This is a genomic window from Shewanella sp. SM87, assembly GCF_025653705.1.
GTDB classification, from domain to species: domain Bacteria; phylum Pseudomonadota; class Gammaproteobacteria; order Enterobacterales; family Shewanellaceae; genus Shewanella; species Shewanella oncorhynchi.
The window spans coordinates 232,004-250,454 of sequence record NZ_JAKKSC010000004.1 but is presented as its reverse complement, the minus strand read 5'-3'; the positions used below and the strand labels follow the sequence as shown (position 1 = coordinate 250,454).

The 18,451-nt window shown below is 45.7% G+C and carries 14 protein-coding genes and 1 rRNA gene; 9 read left to right on the top strand and 6 right to left on the bottom strand.

Going from position 1 to position 18,451, the window contains the following annotated elements; genetic code table 11:
- The first annotated feature begins 77 nt into the window (after positions 1-77).
- The 4 genes from rrf (at position 78) to L5M11_RS05215 (ending at position 4,450) form a co-directional block, all read left to right on the top strand.
- Positions 78-193: ribosomal RNA gene (gene rrf / locus L5M11_RS05230) — 5S ribosomal RNA — on the top strand.
- A 1,013-nt stretch (positions 194-1,206) separates the two neighbouring features.
- Positions 1,207-1,473, top strand: a complete 267-nt coding sequence (locus L5M11_RS05225; RefSeq protein WP_168823576.1) for an OadG family transporter subunit — start codon at positions 1,207-1,209, stop codon at positions 1,471-1,473.
- 11 nt (positions 1,474-1,484) lie between these two features.
- A complete protein-coding gene (oadA, locus tag L5M11_RS05220) occupies positions 1,485-3,311 on the top strand; it encodes a sodium-extruding oxaloacetate decarboxylase subunit alpha (RefSeq protein WP_263185981.1) in 1,827 nt (608 codons plus the stop codon).
- A gap of 8 nt (positions 3,312-3,319) precedes the next feature.
- The gene (locus L5M11_RS05215) at positions 3,320-4,450 is read left to right on the top strand and encodes a sodium ion-translocating decarboxylase subunit beta (protein ID WP_263191560.1); all 1,131 of its coding nucleotides are present in this window, start codon (positions 3,320-3,322) and stop codon (positions 4,448-4,450) included.
- A 166-nt stretch (positions 4,451-4,616) separates the two neighbouring features.
- Here L5M11_RS05215 and L5M11_RS05210 read toward each other — a convergent pair whose 3' ends face one another.
- Entirely contained in the window at positions 4,617-4,784 is a 168-nt protein-coding gene (locus tag L5M11_RS05210) for a hypothetical protein (protein ID WP_168823570.1), read from the bottom strand.
- Positions 4,785-5,016: 232 nt separating this feature from the next.
- Entirely contained in the window at positions 5,017-6,270 is a 1,254-nt protein-coding gene (locus L5M11_RS05205) for a dicarboxylate/amino acid:cation symporter (protein WP_219234035.1), read from the bottom strand.
- A 291-nt stretch (positions 6,271-6,561) separates the two neighbouring features.
- Here L5M11_RS05205 and L5M11_RS05200 point away from each other — a divergent pair, with 291 nt between their 5' ends.
- The 5 genes from L5M11_RS05200 (at position 6,562) to L5M11_RS05180 (ending at position 13,103) form a co-directional block, all read left to right on the top strand.
- A complete protein-coding gene (locus L5M11_RS05200; protein ID WP_028760944.1) occupies positions 6,562-6,987 on the top strand; it encodes a YqaA family protein in 426 nt (141 codons plus the stop codon).
- Positions 6,988-7,168: 181 nt separating this feature from the next.
- A complete protein-coding gene (locus tag L5M11_RS05195) occupies positions 7,169-10,021 on the top strand; it encodes a M16 family metallopeptidase (protein ID WP_263185984.1) in 2,853 nt (950 codons plus the stop codon).
- Positions 10,022-10,207: 186 nt separating this feature from the next.
- Positions 10,208-11,857 carry a glutamate--cysteine ligase gene (gene gshA / locus L5M11_RS05190; protein ID WP_263191558.1) on the top strand — a complete coding sequence of 550 codons (1,650 nt, stop codon included), beginning with the start codon at positions 10,208-10,210 and terminating at the stop codon, positions 11,855-11,857.
- The gene (locus tag L5M11_RS05185) at positions 11,854-12,318 is read left to right on the top strand and encodes a hypothetical protein (protein ID WP_168823560.1); all 465 of its coding nucleotides are present in this window, start codon (positions 11,854-11,856) and stop codon (positions 12,316-12,318) included. The genes gshA and L5M11_RS05185 overlap by 4 nt, the downstream gene beginning before the upstream one ends.
- 167 nt (positions 12,319-12,485) lie before the next feature.
- Positions 12,486-13,103: a hypothetical protein gene (locus tag L5M11_RS05180; protein ID WP_302479695.1), complete on the top strand. Its 618-nt coding sequence runs from the start codon at positions 12,486-12,488 to the stop codon at positions 13,101-13,103.
- A 193-nt stretch (positions 13,104-13,296) separates the two neighbouring features.
- On the opposite strand, the gene L5M11_RS05175 is transcribed toward L5M11_RS05180, so the two are convergent.
- From L5M11_RS05175 to dauA, 4 genes are all read right to left on the bottom strand, one after another.
- A complete protein-coding gene (locus L5M11_RS05175) occupies positions 13,297-14,550 on the bottom strand; it encodes a sensor domain-containing diguanylate cyclase (protein WP_263191556.1) in 1,254 nt (417 codons plus the stop codon).
- 163 nt (positions 14,551-14,713) lie between these two features.
- Complete coding sequence (gene purK, locus L5M11_RS05170; RefSeq protein WP_219252013.1) at positions 14,714-15,817, bottom strand: 5-(carboxyamino)imidazole ribonucleotide synthase; 1,104 nt, start codon at positions 15,815-15,817, stop codon at positions 14,714-14,716.
- A complete protein-coding gene (purE, locus tag L5M11_RS05165; protein ID WP_028760937.1) occupies positions 15,817-16,308 on the bottom strand; it encodes a 5-(carboxyamino)imidazole ribonucleotide mutase in 492 nt (163 codons plus the stop codon). The genes purK and purE overlap by 1 nt, the downstream gene beginning before the upstream one ends.
- Before the next feature lie 268 nt (positions 16,309-16,576).
- Complete coding sequence (dauA, locus tag L5M11_RS05160; RefSeq protein WP_219252014.1) at positions 16,577-18,340, bottom strand: C4-dicarboxylic acid transporter DauA; 1,764 nt, start codon at positions 18,338-18,340, stop codon at positions 16,577-16,579.
- Positions 18,341-18,451: the final 111 nt, after the last annotated feature.

The following is an 18,451-nucleotide window of genomic DNA, read 5'->3' as shown; positions in this document are numbered from 1 at the left end:
ACTCAAACAAAGAAAATCAGCTTTCCGAATTATTATTAGCGTGAGCCAGTGATGGACACGGTAATAAACAGAATTTGCTTGGTGACAATAGCCTTGTGGAACCACCTGATCCCATCCCGAACTCAGAAGTGAAACGCAAACGCGCCGATGGTAGTGTGGGGTCTCCCCATGTGAGAGTAGGTCATCGCCAAGCGCCTAATTATCTCATTGAGATGTAACCAAGCCAGCTAAATAAGCTGGCTTTTTTGCGTCTGCAATTTGTAGAAATTAGTCCGTTTTTCTTTCAGCTTGCATGTTTCTCCGCTATTTTTACTCACCAACTCACCAACTCACCAACTCACCAACTCACCAACTCACCAACTCACCAACTCACCAACTCACCAACTCACTAACTCACCAACTCACTAACTCACCAACTCACTAACCATTTCAATTACTGAGTTCTTTGTCGGTCCTAGGATTTCCTATTTCGTTCTCGTCCTATTGCTTAATCCTGCGCATAACTAAACGCCTGAGCTCTAGCTCAGGTGGCACTGTTGCTTATCTTTTAAGATAGCGGTTTCACACACCAACCGTATTGTTAGGCACTGCTCTGTGTTGGTATCTAGGGGGCATTTAAGTTGTCAAAACCGATGATTTAATTTGCTGAATTGAACCCATTCCTCTTCTTCAAACAATGTCTTCAGAACAATATTCCTTTTTATTTTGCCACTTAGTCAGATGGTAGTAGCTTGGATTGTTAAATTTGCATATTTTTTCACTTGGTTTATTCCTATGCTCGTTGTTTTCAATTTAGGAATCATTTTTTAGCTTAAGAGATCACTTCAGCTTAAATCCAACATTATGCTTGTTTCATTATGGAATATTGAATTAATCGCTCGATTTATGAGGATTAATAACTTGCTGTCTGTGGATTTACTTAATATTGGTAAGACCAATTTACACTGATATGGTTTTTTTGTTATCAATTGGTTATGTTCGTAGCAGGTTGAGTTCAGCTGGTTTTCTTGTTGTGTGATTGGTTAGCTTTGAAATGTGATTTTTTATTCAATTTTTCTGATTGGTGGTCGCTATGTGTCTGTTTACGGAAGAACCATAGTTTGTGAGCAGTTCATTTGATGAATTTTGAACTTGTAATGCGATAGCGATGATTTTGGGGCAATCGCGCTGTTGATAGGGATCTAGAGAGGAAGGGGTAGGGGAGCTATGGAGGATGTAACACAATCTTTATTGGATGCCGTTGGCATTATGTTTTTGGGGATGGGCTTAGTTTATTTATTTTTAAGTGTACTAATCCTTGGGATTCATTTGGTTGCGCGTTGGTGTGCAGTCGATGCTGCATCTGCACGTTTTGCTAAAAATCATGCTAAGAGTCAGCAGAGGGTAGCGGAATCTGATGCTAAACCTTTAGATCCAAGCTTGGTCGCTGCGATTTCACTAGCGGTAAAGCAGTATCGTTCACAGATTAAGTAATGGGGAGCAGTATGACTTTTGTATCTAATTCTACGACAGCAGTGGCTAAGCCATTATTTTTAACTGATGTCGTATTGCGGGACGCACATCAATCCATTTTAGCGACGCGCTTACGCATTGATGACATGTTACCTATAGCGCCGTTACTCGATAAGATTGGTTTCTGGTCGTTGGAATCTTGGGGTGGGGCGACTTTTGATGCCTGTATTCGTTATCTTGGTGAAGATCCCTGGGACAGAATTCGTGAGTTGAAAAAGGCGATGCCGAATACGCCGCAACAAATGCTGCTGCGTGGCCAAAACTTATTAGGTTATCGCCATTATGCCGATGATTTAGTCACGCGTTTTGTTGAGCGTGCTCATACTAATGGCGTCGATGTATTTCGTATTTTCGATGCAATGAATGATGTTCGTAATCTCGAAACTGCGGTGAAAGCGGTGCGCCAAGTTGGCGGCCATGCGCAGGGGACTATCTCATACACGACTAGCCCTGTGCATACCATAGAGACTTGGGTTGATATGGCAAAACGTCTCGAAGATATGGGATGTGATTCTTTGTGTATCAAAGATATGGCGGGCTTACTTAAGCCTATGGAAGCGTTTGAGCTTATCAGTCGACTAAAATCCCAAACGCAACTCGTGTTATCTATGCATTGTCATGCGACGACAGGATTAAGTACCCCCACTTACCAGAAAGCCATTGAAGCGGGTATCGATGTGCTCGATACGGCAATTTCGTCGATGAGTCAAACCTATGGACATACTGCTACTGAAACCGTTATCGCTATGGTGGAAGATACTGAGCGTGCGACTGGTTACGATATGGTATTGCTTGAGGAGATTGCCGCTTATTTCCGTGAAGTACGCAAGAAGTACGCTAAGTTTGAAGGCGCGCTGAAAGGCATTGATTCGCGGATCTTACGTGCACAAGTGCCTGGTGGCATGCTGACCAATATGGAGAGCCAACTAAAGGAACAAGGCGCGGCCGATAAGATGGACTTGGTCTTGGAAGAAATTCCTCGCGTGCGTGCTGACTTAGGTTTTTTGCCCTTAGTGACACCGACATCGCAGATTGTCGGCTCGCAGGCGGTAATCAATGTGCTAATGGGGGAGCGTTATAAGTCACTGACTAAAGAGACTGAAGGCGTGCTTAAGGGCGAATATGGCGCGACGCCTGCGCCAGTCAATGCCGCATTGCAAGCGAGAGTCTTACAAGGAGCCGAAGCCATTACATGTCGCCCTGCTGATTTATTAACGCCAGAGCTAGCTAAATTACGGCTTGAGTTAGCTGATAAAGCACAGGAACAAGGCATTCGCCTATCTTCAGAGCATGACGATGATGTGCTGACATATGCACTCTTCCCACAAATAGGATTGCAGTTCTTAAAGAATCGTGACGATCCGAGCGCCTTTGAGCCTAAGCCTGAGCTGACTTCGGTACTTGCTGCTTCTAATGCTGCGGATCGTGGCCCTGAAACCTACACGGTAACTGTCGAAGGGCAAGAGTACGTAGTTGAAGTCGCCGCAGGCGGTGAGATCTCGCAAATCCAGCCACAGGGCCAAAGTGTTCATGCTGTGCAAGCTGTGACTGAGAGTACAACACCAGCAACAAGCCATGGTGAAATCAGGCTTGAAATGAGCGCGCCTTTGTCGGGCAATATCTTCAAAGTGCATGTTTCTCCTGGCGATAGAGTGTGTGAAGGCGATGTCGTGATCATCCTTGAGGCGATGAAGATGGAAACCGAAATTCGTGCTCAGGGCGATGGTATTATCGCTAAGATCTGGGTGAAAGAAGGTGACTCAGTGTCTGTGGGTTCCCAATTACTGGCCTTGGCGTAGGAGTCATTATGGAAGGTTTAATGGCTTTTTGGGCCGAGACAGGTATCGCTCACTTTACTGGCGGGCAAGTGTTGATGATGGCAGTGGGCGCTTTGCTCTTGTATCTCGCCATAGTGCGTGGATTTGAGCCTTTGCTATTGTTGCCCATTGGTTTTGGTGCAGTGCTGGCGAACATTCCCCATGCGGGATTTACCGAAGAAGGTGGCATCCTGTATTACGCCTATCATGTGGGGATTGAAACTGGGGTGTTCCCACTGTTGATCTTTATGGGCGTCGGCGCGCTGACCGACTTTGGTGCCTTGATAGCGAATCCTAAAACTCTGTTATTAGGGGCGGCTGCGCAGTTTGGGATTTTTGCGACACTGATTGGCGCAATAGCGCTGAACTTAGTGCCGGGATTTGAGTTCACCATGAAGGATGCAGCGGCCATTGCGATTATTGGCGGTGCCGATGGACCAACGGCGATTTTCCTTGCCTCAAAACTGGCGCCTGAGTTATTAGGTGCGATTGCGGTCGCGGCCTATTCCTACATGGCGTTAGTCCCTATTATTCAACCGCCGATCATGCGTTTACTGACAACTCAAGCCGAGCGCGAAATAAAAATGGAGCAGCTGCGCGAAGTCAGTAAGAAGGAAAAGATCATTTTCCCTTTGATGGTACTGGGATTAACGATTCTCTTCTTACCTGCTGCCACACCTCTAGTGGGCATGTTTTGTCTTGGTAACTTGATGCGTGAATCGGGCGTGGTGGATAGATTATCGAAAACGGCGCAGAACGAGCTTATCAATATCGTTACGATTTTCTTAGGGTTAGCTGTCGGTTCTAAGTTATCAGCCGACCAATTCCTGCGACTTGAAACCTTAGGGATTTTGGTATTGGGAGCTTTAGCATTTGGCATTGGTACTGCTGCAGGTGTATTGATGGCAAAACTGATGTGTAAGTTGTCGGGTGGTAAGATTAATCCGTTGATTGGTGCGGCAGGGGTGTCGGCTGTGCCTATGGCAGCGCGAGTCGTGAACAAAGTTGGATTAGAGGCCAATCAACATAACTTCTTGTTGATGCACGCTATGGGACCCAATGTGGCGGGAGTGCTAGGTTCTGCTGTGGCTGCGGGGATTTTACTTGCCGTGCTGGGGTGATGACAGATTGGGTTAACTGATTGGGCTTGACTGAGTGGGTAAATTTAGCGGGTTTATCTTCGAATTTATTCTAGTCGTTAACGCTGTTTTATTACTAAGGCCAACTCAGTATTGAGTTGGCTTTTTGTTAAGTCACTAATTTAGAAAATGAATCCTTGGTATTAACCTAAGCCGTTAACCAGAGTAATGCCATAAGGATTAAAATCAGCCCGCCACCTATACCGATAATGTAGATAAAACCTCGTCGGCCTTGTTTTAGTGTGAGTTTGTTGGCTTTTAAAAATAACGCCCAAAACAAACATAGGATCAGCGGGATAAGGAAGAGTCTCGTCATTGTCTGTTCTGCTAAAGTGTGAGTTAGAGTGGTTTTAGAGTCTAACAGCTTGATCTTATTTGAGTAACCTATTTTGCAGTTAATAGAGACTGTCGAAGTCGATTGTGGTCTCTAAAGCCAATAGATTAAAGACTGTTTGCAGGATAATAAAAGAGACCGCCGAAGCGGTCTCTTACTGTGGTCAATGGTACTGATGATTTAGCTTAATACTGTTTATACAGTATTGTTATTGCTACGAACTCACAGGTGTAATGTCTTGATTGTCATTCGAATAGAACTGTACTTCATCGAGTTCATTTTCGGATTTACCAATCACAACAGCAGTCATCATATCGCCCGTCACGTTAGTTGCTGTGCGGATCATATCGATAATACGGTCAATTGCGGCGATAAAGGCAATGCCTTCAAGTGGCAGACCAATCACACCTAAGGTGACAGTTAACATCACCATCGCACTTCCTGGTACGCCAGCGGTACCAACAGAAGCCACTGTCGCAGTCACGGCGATCATCACATAGTCCAGTGTGTCGAGCGGAATATTGTAAATTTGAGCGATGAAGATAGCGGCTATCGCAGGGTAAATCCCCCCACAGCCGTCCATATTCATGGTCGCACCTAATGGCATCACAAAGGCACTATAACGCTTTGATACGCCCATGGTTTCGACTGCGCGAGTGCTCGCAGGTAAAGTACCGAAACTTGAAGAAGTACTAAAGGCGACTAACTGCGCTGGCATAGCTTTGCGGAAAAATTGCAGTGGGCTTAAACCACCGACAAATTTCACTAAGCCACCGTAAACAAAGATGATGTGGATAAAAGCGGCAATGTAGATAGCCCCGATAAACTTACCTAAAGGCAGTAGAGTCGATAAACCATATTCACCCACAACCCATGCCATTAAACCAAACACACCGATAGGAGTGAGTTTTAAGACCATGCGAGTCAGTTGGAACATGACTTCTGCGCCTGCTTCAATAGTGCGTTTTAATGGCTCTGCTTTCTCGCCGACTTTATTGATAGCTATACCCACCAAAGCTGCAAACACGATAATTTGCAGTACCTTGCCTTCAGCGAGTGAAGCAAAAGGATTGACAGGGATCATGTCGAGCAACACTTGTGCGAAACCGGGAATATTACGCTCGCGCACTTCAGTCGTTGTGAGTTGCATGGTGCCACCCATGTCGATCATTGAGCCCACAGCTAAGCCGATCAGAGAGGCGATTGTGCCTGTCAGCATGAACATACCCAAAGTTTTCAAGCTCAGGCGTTTCAGACTGGTTTGCGAGTTGAGCGATGTGATACTCACGACAATGGCACAAAATACCAAAGGCGCGACCAACATCTTAATGGCCCCAATGAACAGATCACCTAATGGTTTTAGCACTGTGGCGCTTTCACCTAAAATAACGCCAACGAGCGCACCTAAGATAAAGCCTGCTAAGACTTTTTGCCAAAACGGAATGCGGCTAATGGTTTGAAGGATCATGCATATTCCAGAAAAATAAATTAAGAGTGAGCCAATAGGCCTGCGATGATAGGATTCGTATTTAACGAGTTGAGCGTGATGTTAACGCGCTCTCAGTCATGCGCATGGTTATTGCCTGCCATAGTTAACCATTGTATCGACAGAGCTAGGGTTATAACAAACCGTTTTTCTTATAACTTATTGTGATAAGTGAGTTTGTTGTAAAAAGATTAAGTGAAACATTCAATTAACCCATGACAAACCTTATCGCATTGAATACAAAAAGAGAGATTTATCATTGAGTAAGCCATTATGACTGAGTTAGGCATTATGTTCTCCGGCGCTTTTTTAGCGGCGACTTTGTTACCGGGGGGATCTGAAGTCTTACTCGTGGCGCTATTAAACAAAACTCCAGAGGCTTGGGTTGCGCTGGTCGTGGTGGCCAGTATTGGTAACACGTTGGGCGCGATGACCAGTTTCTATTTAGGCCGCTTAGGCCGTCTAGCAAAATCACCAGAAGCGTTAGCGACAGGTAAACACGCAAAGGGGCTCGCCTTGATTGAACGCTACGGCGTGTGGGCGTTGTTACTCTCATGGGCACCGGTTGTCGGCGATATTCTCTGTTTATTGGCGGGTTGGTTGAGGCTACCGCTAATTCCCTCTTTGGTGATGATTTTAATCGGTAAAACAATTCGTTACTTAATTGTTGCCGCTGCCGTGCTGCAATGGATGGCATGATGGCGCTAGGATGCATTTAATGGTCAAGGGCGGGGAGTGTTTTTCCGTTTAGACTGAATTTACTGTATAGATAGGAACTTAGTGTCAATTTCGCGAGTCATAAATCCCAATGCTTAATCATTTAAGCGCACTATGACTAAACGCAGCACTATGATTATGAAGCTGTATTTTTGGCCCATTGATGTATGAGGGGAATGTTTTGAAGAAATGGATATTAGCGGTCGCAATTTCTGCCGCACTTGCGGGTTGTGCATCTGAAACGACTACGGCGAACTTGCCCGCAGGCGTTAAACTTATCGAAAATGTGCAATTGGCCGATTCGCAAGTAGGGATCCCCTACAAAAAGTACCAATTAGCCAATGGGTTAACGGTTATTTTACATCAAGATGATTCAGATCCCTTAGTGCATGTCGACGTCACTTATCATGTGGGCTCTGCCCGTGAATTAGCTGGGCGTTCGGGATTTGCGCATTTATTTGAACACATGATGTTCCAAGGCTCGCAGCATGTTGCCGATGAACAGCATTTTGAAGTGGTTACCGAAGCCGGTGGTACCCTAAATGGCACGACTAATACCGACAGAACCAATTACTTTGAGACAGTACCCAACAATCAATTAGAAAAAATGTTGTGGCTTGAGTCGGACCGTATGGGCTTTTTGTTGCCCGCACTCACTAGTGAAAAATTCGAAGTGCAGCGCGAAACCGTCAAAAACGAGCGTGCACAACGTATCGATAATCAGCCCTATGGCCGCATGAGTGAGCGTTTTAGCCAAGCTATGTACCCTGTCGGTCATCCTTATTCTTGGCCTGTAATTGGCTGGCCGGACGATCTTAATCGCGCCACGGTTGACGATGTTAAACACTTTTTCCAACGTTGGTATGGCCCTAACAATGCGACCTTGACCATAGGTGGCGATTTCGATGAAATGCAAACCTTAGCCTGGGTAAATAAATATTTTGGTGAAATCCCCCGCGGCCCTGAAGTCTCGTTAGAGCAAAAGGCGCTGGTTAACTTAGATAAGACACGTTACATCTCCATGGAAGATCAAGTGCACTTGCCTTTGATCCGTATTGGTTTTCCAACTGTATACGCTAGACATTCAGATGAGGCCGCGCTCGATCTGTTGGCCAATATTTTAGGTGGTGGTAAAACATCCTTATTATATAAAAACTTGGTTAAGGACGGTTATGCCGTGCAGGCTAATGTGAGTCATCCTTGTCAAGAGCTTGCGTGTCAGATGTCGATTTATGCTTTAGCCAATCCTGAAAAGGGCGGCAAACTGGCGGATCTGGAGCAACGTATTCTCGACTCGATTAAGGAGTTTGAGCAACGTGGCGTTACCGATGACGATCTGCAAAAAGTCAAAGTGCAGTTTGAGGCTGATACCATTTATAGCCTGCAGAGTGTTTCTGGCAAAGTGTCGACTTTAGCGATGAACCAAACGCTGTCGGGCAATCCGAACATGATTGCCTCAGATCTGAATCGTTATGCCAATGTGACCAAAGACGATGTGATGCGCGTGTTTAAGCAATACATTAAAGATAAACCTATGGTGGTTATGAGTGTGGTGCCGCAGGGAATGACGTCACTTATTGCCCATGCGGATAACTTTACGCCTGCAACGTTGCCGATTGCACACTCTGCGGTAGAGGGGGATTTGCCCAAGCCTGAACTTGTTTCAAGTTTTGATCGGACTAAGATGCCTGCATCTGGCGTTGCACCTATGCTCAAAGTACCTAAAATTTGGACAAAAACCTTAGCCAATGGCATCGAAGTCATGGGCACTCAAAGTACTGAAACACCAACAGTTGAGTTAATTGTTTATCTCAATGGTGGCCACAGACTCATACCCGTCGAAAAAGCAGGCTTAGCAACGCTGACTGCGGAAATGCTTAATGAATCGAGTCAGAAGCGCAGCAGTGAAGGACTATCACAAGCCTTAGAAATGCTAGGTAGTAGTGTCGATTTTAGTGCGTCTGAATATCAAAGTTCGATCAAATTATCGGCTCTGACAGCACATTTAGATGAGACGCTGGCGATTATGGAAGAAAAGCTGTTTCAACCAGCGTTCAGCGAAGCTGACTTTGCGCGAGTGAAACAGCAGCAATTACAACAGATCCAGCATATGCAGTCCGATCCTAGCTATCTGGCTGATACGGCGTTGTCGTCTTTGTTATACGGTAAAGACAATGCGTTAGGTGTGAATGATCTCGGCACGCTCGATTCAGTCGCGGCGCTTACGTTAGCCGATGTAAAAGCGTTTTATGCCCAGCAGTATCAAGGCGGCAACGCTAAAATTGTCACTGTTGCTAATTTATCTGAATCTGCATTGCTGCCTAAATTAGCGGGATTAAACCAGTGGAAAGGAGAAGCAGCTGTGGTACCGCCACTTAAGCCACTCCCTGCATTAAAAGGCGGCACAATTTATGTGATTGATAAACCTGGTGCGGCGCAATCGGTAATCAATATTGCCAAGCGCGCATTACCCTACGATGCCACAGGCGATTATTTTAAATCTTATCTGATGAATTATCCGTTAGGCGGCGCATTCAATAGCCGTATCAACCTAAATTTACGTGAGGATAAAGGTTATACCTATGGTGCTCGCACTCGTTTTACAGGCGGTGCTGAAGTGGGCGATTTTGTCGCATCAAGTAACGTTCGCAGTGACGTGACGGCGAAAGCACTCATTGAGTTTGTAAAAGAAATCAGTGCTTATCAGCAGCAGGGCATGACGGATACTGAACTTGCCTTTATGCGTAATTCAGTCTCTCAAGGGCAAGCTCTTGATTATGAAACACCGTATCAAAAAGCGGGCTTTATGCGGATGATCCAACGTTACCAATTGAGTCAAGATTTTACGACTCAACAGGACAAGATCATTAATACTGTAACAAAAGATGAACTCAATGCCCTCGCGGCTTCCGAGCTAGATATCAATAAAATGGTGATTCTGGTGGTGGGAGATAAAGCGACAATTGAAGCGGATTTAGCGGTATTGGGCTATCCAATTGAAACTTTAGTATTGTAAATTAGTATTTCGCCCTTATATAGGTAGGATAGACGGGTGCATTAGTTAACGACTATTTGCCCCATATTTACCGGATTTACATCGAAAGACGGTGACAGCATTAGCTGTCACCGTCTGCTTTTAATCATACAAGGTGTGAATTTGGCTTGCCCCACAGACAGGTTTAGATTTATTTTGAGGCATATTTTGCAAGATAAGCCTCAAAATAAAGGTCTGACTGTTAACCTTGTCGCGATAGCGAATCACCAATTAGAGAAGCGCAAATTGAAGTCATTCAATGAATTAGTACAACATCTCTCGGACGCCAATGGGCGCACAGCACTCTTGGGTATGTTACGTGGCATAGAACGTGAGGCGTTGCGGATTGATGAGTTTGGTTATCTCGCGACAGACTCGCATCCCGAAGCATTAGGCTCGGCGTTAATGCATTCACGTATTACGACGGATTACAGTGAAGCCTTGCTCGAGTTTATTACGCCAGTAAATCACAATGTTGAGCAACTTCTCACTGGGTTAACTGAGACTCATGCCTTCAGCGTGCGCCACTTAAATGGTCAGCGTTTGTGGCCCGTGAGCATGCCTTGCTATGTGAAAGATGAGCAACAGATCCCCGTTGCCCGCTATGGCTCATCGAATACTGGCATGATGAAAACCTTGTATCGTAAGGGGTTAACCTATCGTTATGGCGCCCTGATGCAGATCATCTCTGGGGTGCATTTTAACTTTTCGGTATCGCAAGAATTATGGCAAAGCCTGTATGAGTTAAGTGATAAACAGTTAACTTACGATGATTTTATTTCAGAATCCTATTTCGGCTTGATCCGTAACTATCGCCGTTTAGTGTGGGTACTTCCTTATTTATTTGGTGCCTCGCCAGCGTTATGTAGCTCCTTTATTAAAGATCAAAAAACCGACCTCAAGTTTGAAAAAACGGGCCATGGAACTCTGTATCTGCCCTATGCCACTTCGTTGCGTATGAGTGATTTAGGCTACACCAACAAAGAGCAAGAAGATCTAAATATCAGCTATAACTCTTTGCCTGAGTATCTGGCTGGCGTGAATGCTGCCACTAAAATGCCTTCAGCAAACTTTGCTAATATCGGCGTTAAAGTCGATGGTGAGTATCGTCAACTTAATGCCAATGTATTGCAGATTGAAAACGAGTTCTACTCGCCAATCCGTGCGAAACGGGTCACACGTAGTGGCGAGAAACCGTCTGAAGCTCTGGCCCGTGCTGGGGTGGAATACATTGAAGTGAGAGCGCTGGATGTTAATCCATTTAGCCCAGTTGGCATTGAGGCGACACAAGTGCGTTTCCTTGATTTATTCCTACTCTATTGTTTATTAACGCAGTCGCCTAAGTCTGAGGCGAGCGAAGAGGCGAGATTAAGCGCGAATCTTAAAGCTGTGGTGCTTGAAGGCCGTAAACCTGGGCTTGAGTTATTAACCGCAGACGGTTCACGTTCGCTTAAATCTTGGTTAGAAGAGTTGTTTGATGCCTTGCAACCTTTGGCAGTATTGCTCGATGGTGAGGGGACGGATTATCAAGTGGCTTTGGCCCATTGGCGTAAAGCGGCTGAAGATCCGAATTTAACCCTGTCGGGACAAGTACTGCAAAACGTGATCAACAAGGGCCAAGATCATGGTCAGTGGGTAATGACGTTAGCGCAGCAATACTACCAATACTTTATCGATTATCCCTTGTCGAGCGAGACCATAGCGCAGTATCAAGCTGAAGCATCCAGTTCGCTTAACAAGCAAGCTGAACTAGAGACGGCGCAGAGTGCAGTTTCATTCGATGATTATCTGGAAGATTACTTTGGAGTGAAGCCGTGAAAGAGGGGTTATTCTCTTTCACTGGCCTACGTGCCCGCGCAGCTTTGATTGTGTTCAGTGCCTTGTTATCTGGCTGCGCCGCGTCACCTGAAGATCCTCTGGGCTGTGGTACTGTGTCTGGTTATTTGCAGCCCGATGCCAGTACTCACTGGTATCGAGTTGTGGTGACCCATTTAAACGGGCAGGCAGTCGTTTCAAAGCCTAATTATCAGTTAGCGCCTGGCGAATATGAATTTACCGTTGCGGAGCTGATCGATGATCCAAGTTTGTCAGTCACGCTTGCCGCGCGGACACCCAAAGTATTCAAGCTCAATGTCGAAAGTCATCAGCGTTATCATATCGGTGCGTTATTTCACACTGATAAGCGCTATATGGGTAAAGACACTGCGTATTGGGAACCCGGCGTGTGGCAGCAAGAAGATCATGAGTGTCAGTTTGAGCTGAGTCCCGAAACGAAATAGCCAAAGTGTTAAGTTCAAGTGGTAAGCCAGCAACATACGATTTAAGTCATATTGATTTAGCCCCTAGCGTTGAGATCTTCTAAGCGCAAAAAAGGCTTTTTATGCTTGCCTCAGCCTGAGTCTATGACATCATGGCGCGAGCTAACTCTCCAAAGAACATGATATTAATGAATAAATCCTCCGCTATCTTACTCTGCGCAAGTCTCGGCATCTTGTCAGGTTGCGCGACATCTCCGCCTAAGTCTCCCGAAAATTTGTGTGAGATATTTCAAGAACACCGAGATTGGTACGATGCCGCTAAAGATGTCCGTGATAAATGGGGTGTGCCAGTGCATGTGCCGTTAGCTATGATGTATCAAGAGAGCTCATTCAAGCACAATGCCGCGCCACCGATGGAATACTTTTTAGGTTTTATCCCTATTGGCCGTGCCAGTGATGCCTATGGGTATGCGCAGGCTAAGACCATGACGTGGGATGATTATGTGCGTGAGACGGGAAACAGTTGGTCGAGCCGCAGTGATTTCGATGATGCCTTGGATTTTATGGGCTGGTTTATCAGCAAAACCCATAAGATAAATGGCGTATCTAAATGGGATGCGCGGGCGCAGTATCTTAATTATCACGAAGGCTGGGGCGGTTATCGCCGTGGCAGTTATAAATCTAAGGCGTGGTTAGTGAAAGTGGCGAATAAGGTGGATGAAAGGTCGAAACGCTACGCGGCTCAATATAAAACCTGCCAAGAAGATTTAGATTCATCTTGGCTGTGGCGTTTATTTTTTGGTTAGGGTTACGTTTTTATATCATTGTCAGCGACTTAAGTGAGAATGGCTGACTGTCGGTGTTCAATTTAGATATTTAATCGAGATAGCTAATCGAGATAGCTAATTGAGATAGTAAACTCAAATATTCAACTCCGACACTTACTGATTGTTGATATTAGCCTTTTGACATCGGCTGCAGCACCATACTTCAATTGATTTATTGCGCTTTCACTGCGAAGGTTTCTAATGCCTGAATGGCTTTTTTCTTCGCACGTTTTTGCTCATACATAGCATGATCTGCAGTCTTAAAGGATTGATACCAATCGGCTTCGAAGGGGGCAATACCAAAACTAAAACCTAGGCTAAGCTCTGAACCTTGATTCAAGGTTTTGCGCATATCATCTAAGTCCTGTTCAATTTGAGCTAACGGCCCATGGCATAAAGCGACAAACTCATCGCCACCAAAACGGGAAATAATGCCTTTATTTTGCCAATAGGCGAGAATGGCGGTGGCTGTTCGCTTGATGGCAACATCACCCATCTGGTGCCCATAGGCATCATTAATGGACTTGAGATTGTCCATATCGATAATAATTAAAAAACTGCCTAAGTGAGGCTTGTGTTGCCAGTGGTGCAGTTCATCTTCAAAATTCTTTCGATTATAAAGTCCTGTTAATGGATCAAAATTGGCGAGTTTAGTGATCTGCAGTGACTTCTGATAGAGCGCAATGGCATTGCTAGCTTCGTGAGTTAGGATAGAGACAAGATTGCGGTCGTAATCGCTAAAGGCGCCAAGGCTACTGCTATCGAGATTGAGCATGGCATACAGTTTGCCATCAATACGAATTGGGCTAGACAGGGTTGAGCGTATCGGCTGCTTCGACACTGAGAGTAACACTTTTTGATCATCTTCCGTTAAGGTGCTAGCCGCATTGATATTCTTCATATCATTGATGACCACCACTTGGTCGCATCTCCCTTCAGTGAGTCGATATTCAAAAGTTTGCTCTAAGGTAAAATCCAGTTGTCTGAGTTTTGCTAAATCGAGCCCCACGACAGATTCAAAATACAGTTTATTATTCACCTCGTTGATTTTAATGATGCTGCCCATTTCGGCACCATTAATCACGTACACGGCTTTATTGAGTAAGGCGTCCAGAAAGGCATGCTCATTTTTATAATGGCTCGAGAGATGGGCGAGTTCATAGATGGCATCGTTGATGGTGACGACTTGCTCTAAATGCTGCCATAGTCGAGTTAAACGACCCTGATGCAAATAGTAAATTAGGCTGTAGGCAAAAATATAAATGATGCAAACAAACAGTAAGGGCAGGATAGTCCAATTTTCTGTGGGTGCATTAAAGATAAACAGCAGGATGAATAGACATATCGGCACTATAAGCAGTAGCAGATGATAGCGATAATCTAAGCGATCTATGGTCTTGCGTTTGAAATTATCCCTTAATTTCACTCGACTATTCCTTTATCTGTGTCATTGCTAGTAATCATTGAATGCTATACATCACTAACGTATTCACACTGAGTTCAGTTAAGTATATAACGAAAATTGAAATATAAACTGATATGAAACTGTGAACAATTTCATATCAGTGATTTTGGTACTAAATACTGAATTAACGCGAATTTTCTGCGTATTCGGCCAATATCCAAGCTAATGGTGCTTGGTATTGGATTGGCATCCAAGTTTGCAGTGCGGCTATGCTCTGGTTGAGCACAGTTTGATTTGGCACTGATAGGTTTAAATGTCCGACTTTACGACCCGGGCGAACTTCTTTGTTGTACCAGTACAACTCTGCATTGGGCAAACTTAACCAGCGAGGGTCATTATCGATACCGATAAGGTTGACCATAACACACTGAAAATTCACTTGTGGCTGTGGGATCGCAATTCCGCAAAGTGCTCTAAGATGCAGCTGGAATTGATCCATATGGGTTCCGGCTTGGGTCCAATGCCCAGAGTTGTGCACTCGCGGCGCCAGCTCATTCACCAGTAGCTCATCGCCAACACGGAAGCATTCCATCGCCATCACGCCGACGTATTCAAGCTCGTGCATAATGGCGCTGAGCATAGTTTCGGCTTGGGTTTGCAAGGGGGTTAAGCGTGCCAGTGGCGAAATCGACGCCATTAAAATGCCGTCCTGATGCAAGTTCAGCGTCAGCGGATAAAACACGCATTCGCCTTCGCGAGTACGCACGCCAACCAATGATACTTCTTCATCAAAATTAATCGCTTGCTCAGCAATCGCAAGGTTACGCCAATCATTTGGAATATCGCCCACTTCGGCTTGTTTAAGCCAATGTTGACCTTTACCGTCATAACCACCGGTACGGCGTTTCATCAAGACTCTAGGACCATAATGTTGATACAGGGTATCGACTTGGGTGTTATCGTCGACTAAGGTCCAAGGCGCCGTGGGAACGCTGAGCTGGTCGAGTAGACTCTTTTGGCTAAAACGGTCGGCTAAACGGCTAAATACCGGACCATTAACAAAATGGGGGTGTGAGCTGAGTTGTAAACTCAGGGCGGACTCTGGCCACTGTTCGCGCTCGGCGGTGATAATGTCGTGGGGCGCGAGTGGCAGGATTTCATCCGTAGGCGTCATGATATCGACGGCGTTAACTTCAATTGCTAATGGCTCACCAGCGTGGGTCAACATGGCGCCCAGCTGACCATTACCTAATACCCAAACCTTAGGTTTAGTGTTTGTCTGGGTCATTAGACTTCCCTCGGGTCTGGATTGTCCAGTACCGCACGGGTCTGTTCTTCTCTGAAAGCGTCAACACGAGCCGCTAATTCTGCATCGTTATTCGCAAGGATTTGGCAGGCCAATAATCCCGCATTGAATGCGCCCGCTGTACCTATGGCTAAGGTGCCGACGGCGATGCCTTTTGGCATTTGAACGATAGACAATAAGCTATCCATACCTGACAGGGCTTTACTTTGGACTGGTACACCTAATACGGGTAAGCGAGTTTTAGAGGCGATCATACCGGGTAAGTGCGCTGCACCACCGGCGCCACCAATGATGATTTTAAAACCACGTTCGGCGGCAGAGGCTGCAAACTCCATGAGTTTATCTGGCGTTCTATGGGCGGAAACCACTTCAACATGATAAGGCACTTGCAGTTTATCCATTATCTCAGCGGCGGCTTCCATCGTGGGCCAATCACTTTTAGAACCCATAACAACAGCAACAAGGGCTTGCATGATAACTCCTTAACTCACTAATTTTAATTATATTTTGACCTTGTTTCAGGTCTAGGTACAGTTGATGCTTGTCTAGCCGTCACTGGTGGCAAGCATCATGGCGCTGAATAATACCATGATCCTCGTCATTTCTGCCCGTTTTTGCGAGCGAAAAAACGTCTTTTGCTGTGATGAATGGCTTGGGGAATTGAGCTATAAAAAAGACCAATCCTGAGATTGGCCTTTGAGATAAGTCAGCAGCATTAAGCCCTGAGATCGTGCTACTGGTTTACTGTGTCTGCTTATCCGCAGTGATTTCTGTTTGCTGAGTGATGACTGGCGCTTCTGTCATGGCTTCACGTAGGGTCGAGTAAAACTTCAATACACCTTCAATTGGCTGGATCTTCGCTCTCGCCAGCGTTCGGATGGGCTGGAACTGCAGATCGGCGATAATGAGCTTAGTCTTATTCGCTTTGCATTTTTCAATCAGCTTCGTCAGTGCGGCTAATCCTCCCGCATCCAGAATAGATACTCCATCGAGATAAAGCACTATCACTTGTTTATCTTCGGTGAGACTCGCGATTTCGGAGAAAATGCGGTCAGCAGCAGCGAAAAATAGCGGCCCGTTAATTTTGAGGACAGCCCAATCGGCAGGTAACTCTTGATCCACATAACGCTTGTTGGTGCTGATATCGTAAAGCTTTGTCATCTCGGCAATTTCTTTCATAAACAGCAAGGCAGCAAGGATAATTCCCACACTGATGGCTATCACCATGTCGAAAATAACCGTTAATGAAAAGCAACTGACAAAAACCATGATATCGCTGGTGGGCGCAGTTTTAATTAAATGTAGTGCTTTGTGGGCTTCACTCATGTTCCAAGCCACAACAAGTAGCAGGGCTGCCATGGCTGACATGGGCAAATAAGCTAATACGCCCGCTAAGGCGACTAAACCAATTAAGACTACTATGGCGTGGATCATGGCCGCTATCGGGCTCTGAGCGCCCGCTTTGACGTTTGCCGCGCTACGGGCAATTGCTGCAGTTGCCGGAATACCGCCAAAAAACGGCGTGATGATATTACCTATACCTTGCCCTAGTAATTCACTGTTGGCACTGTGACGTTTACCTGTCATGCCATCGAGCACCACTGCACACAGTAGCGATTCAATTGCGCCTAACATGGCAATGGCAAAGGCTGCAGGTAATAAGGCTTGAAAGGTCGCGAGATTAAACTGAAACGCTTGGCCATTCGCGCCAGCTTGCAGCCAAGGCCATTCGAAACTGGGTAATACGGCAGGAATTCCCATGCCTGTGGTGCCATCACTCAGTTGATAGTGAAAACGGGTTCCTATGGTTTCTATATCTGCACCCATGGCATTGAGAACCAAGGCGAACATAGTGCCGAGTATAATAGCTGGAAGGTGCGCTGGCACAGGTGTTTTGAGTTTTGGCCAAAGTAGCATAGTCGCTAAGGTCGCGGATGCTACCAGTAGGCTAGGTAAATGCACCGAGGGTAGCGCTTGAGCTAATGTCATCAACTTAGCCAGATATTGCTCTGGCATCTGGGCTATATCGAGTCCGAAAAAATCTTTGAGCTGCAAGGTAGCGATGACGACACCTATCCCCGCGGTAAAGCCTAAGGTAACGGATTCAGGGATATACAAAATTAATCGGCCAAGTCGCAGCATTGCCATGCCGACGAGTATCATTCCGGACATCACAGTCGCGATTAATAATCCTGCTAAACCAAACTGTTGGGCTATCGGATAGAGCAATACTACGAATGCCGCTGTCGGGCCTGACACGCTATAACGTGAGCCGCCAGATATGGCGATAATAAAACCGCCGACAATCGCAGTGTATAAACCGTATTGAGGTGCAACTCCACTGGCAATGGCTAATGCCATTGCTAACGGAATGGCAATAATGCCGACAGTGAGGCCTGCAAGAAGATCTTGCCCAAAACGTTTAAACGAATACTTATCCTTCACGCAAGCTTCTGTGAGTGCGTGGGCGATTCTTAGGGAAAACAAATGAGCTGAGTGTGACACGAGTGGGTCCCATAGCGAGGCGAGTAACAAGCTTCTATTTTAGTGACCTGATACAAGACGCAGTGTGAGCTTGATTGCAAAAACGATTGAAAATACTTTGTTTTGTATAAA